Raw genomic sequence first — 12,082 nt, 5'->3', positions numbered from 1 at the left:
ATGCGCCTGAACGAAGTGACCTATAACGACGCCAAGCCCATCGAGGGCTATGGCCCCGGCTTTTTCCGCATCGGCGGCGAGGTGTTCGAAAGCGCGGTGCTGACCGGGGCCGACGGCACGCACGCCTGGGGCGGTTTCGAGGATCGCGACATGCTGCTGGCGCTGGCGGGGCAGGTCGATGTGCTGTTCATCGGCACGGGGGCCGAGATTGCGCATATTCCGAGCGCCCTGCGCGATCCGCTGGAAGAGGCGGGCGTGGGGGTCGAGGTGATGTCGTCGCCTGCGGCGGCGCGGACCTATAACGTGCTGTTGAGCGAAGGCCGCCGGATCGCGCTGGCGATGCTGCCGGTTTGAGTTTCGCCGGGTGAGTTTCTTGCCTGAGGTTTGCCGTGTGAGTTTTCCCGCCTGAAGTTTGCCGCCTGAAGTTTCCCAAGTGAGCGCGCCTGTGACCCCGCTGAAAGGGGTTTTCCGCATGGCATCCATCCGCTAGGTCTGCGGGATGGAATTAACCCTTGTCGATCTGTCCGTGGCGCGTGGTGGCGTGCCGGTGCTGGCCGGTGTGAGCCTGTCGCTGGCACCGGGGCAGGCGCTGGTGCTGCGCGGGCCGAACGGGTCGGGCAAGACCACGCTGCTGCGCACCATCGCGGGGTTGCAGCCCGCTTTGTCGGGGCAGGTGACGGGGGCAGAGGACCGCATCGCCTATGCCGGTCACGCCGACGGGTTGAAGGCGATGCTGAGCGTGCGCGAAAACCTGACGTTCTGGGCTGCGGTGTTCGGGATGCGCGATGTGGAGCAGGCGATGCAGGCCTTTGCGCTGCTGCCGCTGGCGGATCGGTTGGCGGGCACGCTGTCGGCGGGGCAGAAGCGGCGGCTGGGGCTGGCACGGCTGCTGGTCACGGGGCGCCCGATCTGGGTGCTGGACGAGCCGACCGTGTCGCTGGACGCGGATGCGGTGGCGCTGTTTGCGGGTGCCGTGCGCGCGCATCTGGCGGCAGGTGGCATGGCGCTGATCGCCACGCATATTGATCTGGGGCTGGACGCTGCCGTGCTGGACGTGACGCCCTATCGCGTGGCGCTGAATGGTGTTGGATTTGGGTCCAGTGACGAGGCGTTTTTGTGAAGGCGCTGCTGGTGCGGGATCTGCGTCTGGCGCTGCGGGCGGGGGGCGGTTTTGGCCTTGGCCTTGCGTTTTTCCTGATCGTGGTGGTGCTGGTGCCGTTCAGCGTCGGTCCGCAGCCCGAGTTGCTGGGACGGATCGCGGCGGGCGTGCTGTGGCTGGCGGCGCTGCTGGCTTGCCTGTTGTCGCTGGACCGGATACTGGCGCTGGATTTCGAGGATGGCACGCTGGATGTGCTGGCGACGGCGCCGCTGCCGCTGGAGGCGGCGCTGAGCGTCAAGGCGCTGGCGCATTGGCTGACCACGGGGGTGCCGCTGGTGGTTGCGGCCCCGGTGCTGGCGGTGCTGCTGAACCTGCCTGTGGCGGGCTACGGCGGGCTGGTGCTGTCGCTGGCCCTGGGCACGCCCGCGCTGTCGGTGATCGGCACCTTCGGGGCGGCGCTGACCGTGGGGATCAAGCGCGGCGGATTGCTGTTGTCGCTGCTGGTGCTGCCGCTCTATGTGCCGACGCTGATTTTCGGGGCCGAGGCCGCGCGGCGCAGTGCCGAAGGGCTGGACGCCACCACGCCGATGCTGATGCTGGCGGGGATCAGTGCGGGGGTGCTGGCGCTGATGCCCTTTGCCAGTGCCGCGGTGCTGCGCGTAAACTTGCGGTGAGCGCATTGCCGCAGCGCGCTGTCGGGGATTGAGCCTGCGCGGCCAACAGATTAGGAAAACGCCATGTCACTCTGGGAATACGCCAATCCGGTCAAGTTTCTGCGCCTCAGCGAACGGGTTCTGCCGTGGCTGTGGGGGCTGGCTGTGCTGTGTCTGGCGGGCGGTCTGATCTGGGGGTTCTTCGGCACGCCGGATGATTATCGCCAGGGGTCGACCGTCAAGATCATCTATATCCACGTGCCTGCCGCGCTGATGGCGATCAACGGCTGGTTCATGATGCTGGTGGCCTCGTTGGTCTGGCTGATCCGTCGCCACCATGTGAGTGCCTTGGCCGCGAAGGCCGCAGCGCCCGTGGGCGTGACGATGACGCTGATTGCGCTGATCACCGGGGCGGTCTGGGGGCAGCCGATGTGGGGCACCTGGTGGGCCTGGGACCCGCGCCTGACGTCGTTTCTGATCCTGTTCCTGTTCTATCTGGGGTACATGGCGCTGTGGTCCGCGATCGAGGACCCCGACACCGCTGCCGACCTGACATCGGTGCTGTGCCTGGTGGGATCGGTCTTTGCGGTGCTGTCGCGCTATGCGGTCAACTTCTGGAACCAAGGGTTGCATCAGGGCGCGTCGCTGTCGCTGGACGCGGAGAAGAACGTGGCGGATGTGTTCTATCACCCGTTGCTGTTGTCTATCGCGGGGTTTGTGCTGCTGTTTCTGGCGCTGGTGCTGTACCGCACGGGCACCGAGATCCGCGTGCGGCGCACCCGTGCGTTGCGAGCCCGTCAGGGTAGCGGGGCCGGTCAAGGGGCGGGGGCACCTCAGGAGGGAAGCGCATGATGCCGGAATTGGGGAAATACGCGGTTGCGGTGCTGTCGGCCTATGGGGCGACTGCCGTGCTGCTGGTGGCGTTGATCGCGGTGACGCTGCTGCGCGGCCGCCGGGTGCGCGCCGAGATGCAGCGCACCGAAGCCAGAGGACGCACCGATGCCTAGACTGTCACCGATGATGATCGCGCCGCCGCTGATCTTTGCCGCCTTCGTGGCGCTGGCGGCGTTCGGGATGTTTCGCGACGATCCCGAAGGGTTGCCCTCGACGATGGTGGGGCGGCAGGTGCCGCCGATCACCACGGACACGCTGGCGGACTATCCCGGTGTCACGCCTGAGATGTTCACCCGAGGCGAGGTGACGCTGGTGAATTTCTGGGCCAGCTGGTGCCCGCCGTGCCGTGCCGAACACCCGCGCCTGTTGCAGATGCAGCAGGACGGGCTGACGATCATCGGGGTCAACTACAAGGACCAGAAGGGCACCGCGACGTCCTATCTGGAGGATGACGGCAACCCCTTTGCCGCCGTCGCCTTTGACCCTGCGGGGCGCACCGGCATCGACTGGGGTGTGACCGCGCCGCCGGAGACGTTCATCGTGGGCGGCGACGGCACCGTGCTGTTCCGCTTTGTCGGGCCGCTGGTGGGCAGCGATTACGAACAGCGGTTCCTGCCCGCGCTGGAGGCGGCGCTGGCGGAGTGAGGTTGGGGGGGTGTACGGGGTTGCCTGGGGTCTGGGAGATAGGTCTTGCGCGGTGGCGCGCTGAGGGGGCGCTGTGGGGGATAGGATGGGTTTACGCTGTAGAAACCCGAATGTCGGCTTTCAAGCAGGCGTTAAGCAAACGGTCGTTGATGGGGCGGGTGTGTCTGAGAATATTGATTGCGCTGACAGGCTATAGGAAATCTAATGAGGATGGCCGTAAGGCTTTCCAGTTTAGGAGCCCTTTGTGATAGATAATACCGACCTTTTCATTTTTTATTTGCGGAGGCATCTGGAAGTTCTTGACGCGGAGATCGCGGATATTTTGTCTAAAATAGACGCATCCGATAATCCCGAGGGGAATGGCTACTACGACTCTGGCGAGTACTTTATGGGTGCTGGACTTGCTGCGGTGCAAAAATACATGACAGAGACATTTTATTTCTTTGATGTTGACCAAAAGAAAGCGCTTGATGCAGGGCCTAAGTTAGCCGGAGGCGTTTCATTTGCAAACGTCGTTTGGTCTGCTGCAAATTATTGGAAACATGATGCTGAATGGTGGGAAGGGGCCCTCGAGGCTGGTCCGCAAGATTCTGATGGAATGAGCCCAATCAGTATTTCATGGCCTATAGGCGGAAAATCCAAGAGCAGCGTCGCCTTTCTTGAAGGTTCTGGTAGGTTTGGACATGACTACATTTGCTCTATTGTCTTGGCCGCGCTTGTCAACGGCGCTGAGGACGTAAGGCTGCAATTAGTCCTACCCTACTTAGAGTCTTGGCGAGCTGACGTGAAACAAATGGCAGTCGGCAATTTTTGATATTAAACCGCTGCAAAGATGCTCTGATGCCATTTCCTTAATTGCTCACATGCGAGGAAGGCCCTGCACAGCCGCCATTCGAGGGCATTCAGCAAACACTCCTTTTTTGCATGTCCGCGAAAAGAGCATTTTGATGCTTCCACAAACTCGTTCCGAGCCCTAGTGGTCGCTGCAGCAGCACCACACTTCCCACATCCACCAAGCCCGGAATCAAGGCACGCAGTGCCGCCGGGCAGCGCCCGACCGCCCCATGGGCGGGCGCTTTCTCACCGTCTTGCACGTCTTCATCGGCGCGCCAAGGCTGAGAGATAAAGTGGCATGAACGGAGGTATGGGCGCCCACCCGCGGTCGGGCGCTGCCCTTTGGGGCGGAGGTGGCGCGTGTCGAGCACGGCGGTCGGGCGCTGCCCTTGTGTTGCAGGGGGCATGCGGGTGTTGGGCGGGGGTTGCGCTGCCTCGCACCCCAGCAGTCCCGCCAACAAAAAGCCCCCGGCGCTTTCGCGCGGGGGCTTTTCCGTTTCACCAACTTGCGCGGAAATTACTCCGCCGCGATGGGCTGGTCCTTGGCGAGGTTGCGCAGCACGTAGTGCAGGACGCCGCCGTGTTCGATGTATTCGATCTCGATCGCCGTATCGATCCGGCATTTGATCTTGATCTCTTTCACCGAGCCGTCCGCCATCGTGATGGTGCAGGGCACCTCCTGCAGCGGTTTGATGGTGTCCAGACCGCTGATCGACACGGTTTCCTCGCCGGTCAGGCCCAGCGATTTGCGGGTGTCGCCGCCGGTGAATTCGAACGGGATGACGCCCATGCCGACGAGGTTCGAGCGGTGGATACGCTCGAAGTTTTCGGCGATCACCGCCTTGACGCCCAGCAGGGCCGTGCCCTTGGCCGCCCAGTCGCGCGAGGAGCCTGCACCGTATTGTTCGCCGCCGAAGATCACCAGCGGCGTGTCGTTCTTCTGGTGCGCCATCGCCGCGTCGAAGATCGAGGTCTGTTCGCCGTCGGGGCCCTTGGTATAGCCGCCCTCGACGCCGTCGAGCATCTCGTTCTTGATGCGGATGTTGGCGAAGGTGCCGCGCATCATCACCTCGTGGTTGCCACGACGCGAGCCGTAGGAGTTGAATTCGCGCACGGGCACCTGACGTTCCACCAGATACTGACCGGCGGGCGTGCTTTCCTTGAACGAGCCTGCGGGCGAAATGTGGTCGGTGGTGATCATGTCACCGAGGACCGCCAGAACCTTGGCATCCTTGATGTTGGTGATCGTGCCCGGTTCCTTGCTCATGTTCTGGAAGTAGGGCGGGTTCTGCACGTAGGTCGATTGCGGCGGCCAGTCGTAGGTCATGCTGTCGGTGACTTCGACGTCCTGCCATTTCTCGTCGCCCTTGAAGACGTCGGCATATTTGCTCTGGAAGGCGTCGCGGGTCACGGTCTGTTCGACCAGTTCGGCGACCTCTTGCGTGGTGGGCCAGATGTCCTTGAGGTAGACGTCATTGCCGTTCTGATCCTGACCCAGAACGCCGTTGGCGACGTCGACGTTCATGTCGCCGACCAGCGCATAGGCCACGACCAGCGGCGGCGAGGCCAGGTAGTTGGCGCGCACGTCGGGTGAAATCCGGCCTTCGAAGTTGCGGTTGCCCGACAGGACGGATGTACCGATCAGGTCGTAGTCGTTGATCGCCTTGCTGATCGGTGCCTCAAGCGGGCCCGAGTTTCCGATGCAGGTGGTGCAGCCGTAGCCCACGAGGTTGAAGCCGATGGCGTCGAGATCCTCTTGCAGGCCGGCCGCTTCGAGGTAGTGCGAGACGACCTGCGAGCCGGGGGCGAGGGATGTCTTGACCCAGGGCTTGCGGGTCAGGCCGAGTGCGCGTGCCTTGCGCGCCACCAGACCGGCGCCGATCATCACGTAGGGGTTCGACGTGTTGGTGCAGGACGTGATCGAGGCGATCACGATGGAGCCGTCGTGCAGCTGGTAGTGGCCGTCATCGGTCTTGACGTAGCCGCGCTTGTGGTTGCCCTCGTCGCCGGGGATGTCCTGTGGCTCGGGCTGGCCGCCTTCGCCTTCCCAGCGGATTTCGGAGTTGGCCGAGGTGTCCTTGCCCTCGCGCACGCCCTTGACGTATTCGGCGAAGGCGGTGTGGGCCTGCGTCAGCGCGATATAGTCCTGCGGGCGTTTGGGGCCGGAGATGGCGGGGACGATTTCGCCCATGTCGAGGTGCAGGGTGTCGGTGTAGATCGGCGCATAGTCCGCGTCGCGCCAGAAGCCGTTTTCCTTGGCGTAGGCTTCGACCAATGCGATGCGGTCCTTGTCGCGGCCGGTGTTGGTGAGGTAGCGCAGGGTTTCGTCGTCGATCGGGAAGAAGCCGCATGTCGCGCCGTATTCGGGTGCCATGTTGGCGATGGTCGCGCGGTCGGCGAGCGGCAGATGGTCGAGACCTTCGCCGTAGAATTCGACGAATTTGCCGACAACGCCCTTTTCGCGCAGCATTTCCACGACCTTGAGCACCAGATCGGTGCCGGTGGTGCCTTCCATCATCCGGCCTGTCAGCTCGAAGCCGACGACTTCGGGGATCAGCATCGAGATCGGCTGGCCCAGCATCGCGGCCTCGGCTTCGATGCCGCCCACGCCCCAGCCCAGAACGGCGGCGCCGTTGACCATCGTGGTGTGGCTGTCGGTGCCGACCAGCGTGTCAGGATAGGCCACCATGTCGCCGTTCTGGTCGGTGTCGGACCAGACGGTCTGCGCCAGATATTCGAGGTTCACCTGGTGGCAGATGCCGGTGCCGGGGGGCACCACGCGGAAGTTGTTAAACGCCTTCTGGCCCCATTTCAGGAAGACATAGCGTTCCATGTTCCGCTCATATTCGCGGTCGACGTTCATCTGGAAGGCACGCGGGTTGCCGAATTCGTCGATCATCACCGAGTGGTCGATGACCAGATCGACGGGGTTCAGCGGGTTGATCTTTTGCGGATCGCCGCCGAGCGCCTTGAGACCGTCACGCATCGCGGCGAGGTCGACCACGGCGGGGACGCCGGTGAAGTCCTGCATCAGCACGCGGGCCGGGCGATAGGCGATTTCGCGGGGGTTGTTGCCGCCCTTGGTCGCCCATTCGGCGAAGGCCTTGATGTCGTCCGTGGTCACGGTCTTGCCGTCCTCGAAGCGCAGCATGTTTTCCAGCACCACCTTGAGAGCGGCGGGCAGCCTGGAGAAATCGCCCAGGCCTGCCTCGGTCGCGGCGGGGATCGAGTAATAGGCGACCGACTGGTCGCCGACGGTCAGGGTCTTGCGGGTCTTGGATGTGTCATGGCCAACAGTGATGGGCATGGGTGGCTCCTTTGGCTGAATGTGCCCCGATCTTTGGGCGAGGCAGGTGGCAGGGGGCGGGTGTTGCGCCTGATTTGCATCTAAATGTGGTTCGGATCAACAGGATTCCAACCTGAAGTGTCACTTTAGTATACCATTGTGTACCGAATTTTAGGGAACGCCGCCGGATGCGGCGCTTTGAATGGCATCCTGCACCCTGGCGTGTCAGGTTTCAACAAAGCTTGATTGGTCATTACACGGCTGCAAGGTTAGGTGTGATCCACATTGAAAGACCCAAAAGGCCCCACTTCATGAAATCTGTCCTGTCTGTCATGACCGCAGCGCTGCTGTCCGTTGCCTCTCCCGGCGCGGCAGACCAGCCCGTGGTGGTCGAGCTTTTTACCTCTCAGGGGTGCTCGTCCTGCCCGCCGGCAGACAAGATTTTTGCAGAACTGGCCCACCGTGACGACGTGATCGCATTGGCCCTGCACGTGGATTACTGGGACTATATCGGCTGGAAAGATGAATTTGCCGTTCCCGCCTATGCCGAGCGCCAGCGGGGATATGCCATCGCTGCCGATCGGCGGTCGGTCTATACGCCGCAGATGGTGGTGAACGGGCTGACCGATATCGTGGGCGCGCGCCCCATGCAGCTGTCCGAGGCGATTGCGCAGCATGCGGCACTGCCGTCGCTGGTGGCGCTGGATGTCGCGCGGGACGGCGATGCGCTGAAGATCTCTGCCCGGAACCAAGGTGCTACGGGCGGGATGGTGGTGCAACTGGTGCGCTATGAACCCAAGCGCGAGACCAAGATCACCCGTGGCGAGAATGCGGGTCTGACGCTGGAATATGCGAACATTGCTCATGACTGGCAGGTACTGGGCACCTGGGACGGCAAGAGCGATCTGGAGATGACTGCGCATGTGACCGGCGATGCGCCCGTTGTGGTGCTGATCCAGAAGGAGGCGCATGGTGCCATTCTGGCGGCCGAGGCGCTGCGTTAAGCTTTTGCGGCTTCAGGCGGGCTTTAGCCGTCGTAGGCGCGCCAGCGGCGGTGCACCCAGAACCATTGGCCGGGATGGGCGCGGACGCGGGCGGCGAGGCTGTCGTTGAGTGCCTGCGTCATCGTCTCGGGGTCTGAATGGGCGATGGGCGCTTCCAGAACCGTCTCGAAGCTGAGGCCGTCGGGCTGCCGGATGCCGTAGAACGGGATCAGAAGCGCGTCGAAGCGCAGGGCCAGTTCCGCCGCCGACAGGGCGGTTTTTGCGGGCTGACCCATGAAATCCAGCACCGTGCCCTCGAACACGTGCTGGTCGAACAGCAAGACCAGTTGCCCGCCGCCGCGCAGGTGGCGCACGAAGCCGGAGGTGCCGCGGCGTCCCTGGGGGAAGACCGGGCCGCCGAAAGCCTGCATCGTCTTGACGTAATGCGCATTGAAATAGGGGTTCGCCATGTCGCGGTAGAGCCCGCCGACGGCAAAGCCTTGGGCCACGAGGGCGGCGCGGGTGGCCTCGTAATTGCCGAAGTGGCCGGTGACCAGGATCACCGGGCGGTCGGCGGCATCGGCAGCGCGCAGGGCGTCTATGCCTGCGCCCTCAAGCGGCTGGTTTTCCATCCGGGTCAGGAATTCCTCGGAGGAGTAATTCTCGATGATGCTGCGGCCTGCGTTGTTCAGGCAGGCGCGGGCGAGGCGGCGGCGCTCGGAGGTGGGCATGTCGGGGTAGATCAGCGCCAGGTTGGCTTCGGCCCGGCGGCGGTAGCCCACGAGCGGGCCGACGATGCGTTCCACCAGACCGCCCAGAAGGGCGACGCGGGTGGCATAGGGCAGGGCCAGCGCCAGCCGGATCAGCGTGTAGATGATCGCGTTGGACACGTAATGGCCCGCGCGTTCGCGCAATGGCATGGTCGATGGGTCGGCTTTGGGCATGGGCGGATCACACCTGAGGCAGGGTCGGCGCGCGCGCCAGACGGGTTTCGCGGTGCCAGACATACAGACCTGCCCCCACGATCACAAGCGCACCCACCAGCGTCCAGAAATCGGGGAATTCGTTGAAAAACACCACGCCCCAGAGCACGGCGAGCACCAGCCCGGTGTAGTTGAAGGGGGCGAGCAGCCCCGCCTCGGCCTGCGACAGGGCGCGGATCAGCATGAGCTGGCCTGCGGTGCCGAAACAGCCGATCATCACCATCAGGGTGGCGGATTTCGGTGTCAGCGGGGTCCAGTGGAAGGGGGCGAGGCAGCTGAGCACGACAGACCCCACGAGGCCGGTGTAGAACAGCGAGGTCCACACGTCCTCGTCTGCGCCGAGGCGGCGGGTGATCAGCGTGTAGGAGGCGAAACAGACCGCCGACCCCAGCGGCAACAGGGCGGCGGGGGCGAATACGTCCGACCCGGGGCGGATCACGATCAGCGCGCCGATCAGGGCTGCGGCGATGGCGAAAATGCGACGGGGCCCGAGGGCTTCGCCGAGAAACAGCGCGCCGCCGAGGGTGATCAGCACGGGGTTCAGGCTCATCACGGCGGTGGCTTCGGCAAGGCCGATCTGGCCCAGGGCGGTGAAGAAAAAGGCGGTGGCGATCATCAGGAGGAGCGAGCGCGTGATCTGCAGCTTGGGGTACTGGCTGCGCGCGACCGAGCGCAGGCGGGGGGCCACGAGGATCAGGACCACCAGCATTTGTCCGCCATAGCGTGCCCAGAGTGCTGGAATGGTGCCGGTCAGCGGGCTGATCGCCTTGACGCTGGCGTCCATGCCGCCAAAGCAGGCGATGGCGAGAACGGCCAGCAGGATGGCGCGGGCGGGGTTGGCGGCGGTGTTCGGCTGGATCATCCCATGCGCTTACGGTGCGGTGCGGGGGCTGTCCAGAGTGCAGTGCCGGTTGTGCAGGCGGGTGCTATTTCGTGCCCTTGTCGTCGTCCTCGGCCATCAGGATCAACTCTCCCTGGGTTTCAAGCTTGCGGATGGCGGCGATCATGTTGGCGGCGGCGGTGTCGTGGTCGGCGGGTTTGGGCGGGGTCAGCTCCTGCATCTCTTCGCGCAGGGAGTCTGCCATGCGGCCCGACATGTTTTCGAGGATGAAGTCGGCGGTGGCTTTCATCCCTGCGGCTTCTGCGCCGGCCATGGCGACCAGCATGTCGTTGGGATCGACCTCGCGCAGGACGCGGGGAATGTCGCGCGGGGCGATGCGTTTGGGGATGTTGGCGAAGGTGAAGATCGCCTTGCGGACCGCGTTGGCAAAGCCCTGGTCGGAGGCATCCAGCCCCTCGAGCATGTCGTCGCGGGTGATCGAGGTGGAGGAGTTCAGGATCGCGCCCACACGTTCCACCGGATCGCTGTCGAAGGCCCCGAGCGGCTTGGCGCTGAGTTGCATCGCCAGCGAAATGCCGATGCGTTCCACCGCGTCGGGCGTGACCGAGCCGGTCAGCGACACGGCATAGGTGATCTGGCGCGCGCGGGGTCCCGGCAACATGCTGAGCAGGGCGGCTGCCTTTTTCACCTCGAGTTTCGACATCATCACGGCGGAGACCTCGATGCTTTCGCTTTTGAGGATCGGCAACAGCTTTTCCGCGCCGATCTCGCGGATGCGGCCCCAGGGATCGCCCGCGTGGCGCACGCCCGCTTCCTTGCGCAGGCGGGCGGCGGTTTGGGGGTTGATCTTGCCGTCGAGCGCGTCGAGCGCGCCCGCGATGCCGCCGGGAAAGCGCAGGCCGATGCGTTCGACTTCGGCGGTGAATTCCTCGATGACGGCGGACAGCGTGTCGCGGTCGACGGTGCGCATCTGGCCCATCGCCTTGGTCAGGTGGGATTGCAGTTCCTCGGGCAGATCCTCGAGCGGGATATCGGCCCCTTCGTTCAGCAGCAGGCGCACGACCACTGCCGCCTTGGCGCGGCGGCTGAGTTTGGCGGGGGCGGACGTGGTCAGGGACATCCCCGGCAGGGGGGAGGAAAGAATCAGATCGTTCACCGGGCAGCCTCAACATGCAGGGGAAAAGAGCACCTGCATGTTGTGACACCCAATGGTGAACAAAGGCTGAAATCAGTAGTTGTAGGTCACGCCGGTTTCGATCGCGGTGCGCAGCGATGTGGCGGCCCATGTGTCGGCCCCGCCGCGCGCGTTGATCTCGCGCAGTTGCGTCAGGGCGGCGACGCTGTCGCCCTCGGCCACGAGGCCCTGACCCATGTAACTGCGGGCCAGCAGGTTGTCGGGGTTCGCCTCAAGCGCCTGTTGGTAGAAGGCCATCGCCACGTCCATCTGGCCCAGCTTGCGGGCGGTGAAGCCACGATAGGTCAGCACGCCGTCATCCGACTGGTCGGACATCGCGTCGAGCACGCCGATGGCATCCTGATAGCGCCCGGCATAGGCCAGTTCGCGCACGGCCTGGTAGAGTTTGCCATCGTCCAGCCGCGATTCCTTGGGCCGTACGCAGCGCTGTTTGTCTTCGTCCCAGACGCGCACGCCTTTGCAGTCCTTGCTGGTCTGCGTCGGTTTGGGGGCCGTCTCGTTGCCGCTGCCTGCCGCGTAAAGCGGGGCCGCCACGGAAAGCGGCAGGGTAAGTGCCGCTGCCAAAAGGGTAATGCGCATCTGAAATCTCCTGTTACTCGTACGCGGCAACAAATAACGCATTTGAGTGAAACGCGAGAGAATTTCTTATCAACAGGTCGTGAACGCCCG

13 protein-coding genes are annotated in these 12,082 nt (G+C 64.0%); 8 read left to right on the top strand and 5 right to left on the bottom strand.

Going from position 1 to position 12,082, the window contains the following annotated elements; translation table 11 throughout:
* From NTA49_RS04095 to NTA49_RS04065, 7 genes are all read left to right on the top strand, one after another.
* The gene (locus NTA49_RS04095; RefSeq protein WP_258293384.1) at positions 1-354 is read left to right on the top strand and encodes an Mth938-like domain-containing protein; all 354 of its coding nucleotides are present in this window, start codon (positions 1-3) and stop codon (positions 352-354) included.
* A gap of 145 nt (positions 355-499) precedes the next feature.
* A complete protein-coding gene (ccmA, locus tag NTA49_RS04090) occupies positions 500-1,120 on the top strand; it encodes a heme ABC exporter ATP-binding protein CcmA (protein ID WP_258293383.1) in 621 nt (206 codons plus the stop codon).
* Complete coding sequence (ccmB, locus tag NTA49_RS04085) at positions 1,117-1,773, top strand: heme exporter protein CcmB (protein WP_258293382.1); 657 nt, start codon at positions 1,117-1,119, stop codon at positions 1,771-1,773. The genes ccmA and ccmB overlap by 4 nt, the downstream gene beginning before the upstream one ends.
* Before the next feature lie 63 nt (positions 1,774-1,836).
* Complete coding sequence (locus NTA49_RS04080) at positions 1,837-2,604, top strand: heme ABC transporter permease (RefSeq protein WP_258293381.1); 768 nt, start codon at positions 1,837-1,839, stop codon at positions 2,602-2,604.
* Entirely contained in the window at positions 2,601-2,759 is a 159-nt protein-coding gene (ccmD, locus tag NTA49_RS04075) for a heme exporter protein CcmD (protein ID WP_258293380.1), read from the top strand. Before NTA49_RS04080 ends, ccmD begins: the two co-directional genes overlap by 4 nt.
* On the top strand, positions 2,752-3,291 hold the full coding sequence (locus NTA49_RS04070) for a DsbE family thiol:disulfide interchange protein (protein WP_258293379.1): 540 nt from the start codon (positions 2,752-2,754) through the stop codon (positions 3,289-3,291). The genes ccmD and NTA49_RS04070 overlap by 8 nt, the downstream gene beginning before the upstream one ends.
* 244 nt (positions 3,292-3,535) lie before the next feature.
* Positions 3,536-4,105 carry a hypothetical protein gene (locus NTA49_RS04065; RefSeq protein WP_258293378.1) on the top strand — a complete coding sequence of 190 codons (570 nt, stop codon included), beginning with the start codon at positions 3,536-3,538 and terminating at the stop codon, positions 4,103-4,105.
* A 537-nt stretch (positions 4,106-4,642) separates the two neighbouring features.
* Here the strand turns inward: NTA49_RS04065 and acnA are convergent.
* Positions 4,643-7,432: an aconitate hydratase AcnA gene (gene acnA / locus NTA49_RS04060; RefSeq protein ID WP_258293377.1), complete on the bottom strand. Its 2,790-nt coding sequence runs from the start codon at positions 7,430-7,432 to the stop codon at positions 4,643-4,645.
* Between the two features lie 290 nt (positions 7,433-7,722).
* Here acnA and NTA49_RS04055 point away from each other — a divergent pair, with 290 nt between their 5' ends.
* The gene (locus NTA49_RS04055; RefSeq protein WP_258293376.1) at positions 7,723-8,415 is read left to right on the top strand and encodes a DUF1223 domain-containing protein; all 693 of its coding nucleotides are present in this window, start codon (positions 7,723-7,725) and stop codon (positions 8,413-8,415) included.
* Positions 8,416-8,438: 23 nt separating this feature from the next.
* Here the strand turns inward: NTA49_RS04055 and NTA49_RS04050 are convergent, their stop codons facing one another.
* The 4 genes from NTA49_RS04050 to NTA49_RS04035 all read right to left on the bottom strand — a co-directional run bounded on the left by NTA49_RS04050 (position 8,439) and on the right by NTA49_RS04035 (position 11,992).
* Entirely contained in the window at positions 8,439-9,338 is a 900-nt protein-coding gene (locus tag NTA49_RS04050) for a lysophospholipid acyltransferase family protein (protein ID WP_258293375.1), read from the bottom strand.
* 7 nt (positions 9,339-9,345) lie between these two features.
* The gene (locus NTA49_RS04045) at positions 9,346-10,239 is read right to left on the bottom strand and encodes a DMT family transporter (RefSeq protein WP_258293374.1); all 894 of its coding nucleotides are present in this window, start codon (positions 10,237-10,239) and stop codon (positions 9,346-9,348) included.
* Positions 10,240-10,303: 64 nt separating this feature from the next.
* Entirely contained in the window at positions 10,304-11,338 is a 1,035-nt protein-coding gene (locus tag NTA49_RS04040; protein WP_258293373.1) for a flagellar motor switch protein FliG, read from the bottom strand.
* Between the two features lie 108 nt (positions 11,339-11,446).
* Positions 11,447-11,992: a hypothetical protein gene (locus tag NTA49_RS04035; protein ID WP_258293372.1), complete on the bottom strand. Its 546-nt coding sequence runs from the start codon at positions 11,990-11,992 to the stop codon at positions 11,447-11,449.
* Positions 11,993-12,082 lie beyond the last annotated feature (90 nt).

This window comes from Pseudosulfitobacter koreensis (assembly GCF_024733015.1).
GTDB lineage: Bacteria > Pseudomonadota > Alphaproteobacteria > Rhodobacterales > Rhodobacteraceae > Pseudosulfitobacter > Pseudosulfitobacter koreensis.
This window is presented reverse-complemented; position numbering and strand designations above follow the sequence as displayed.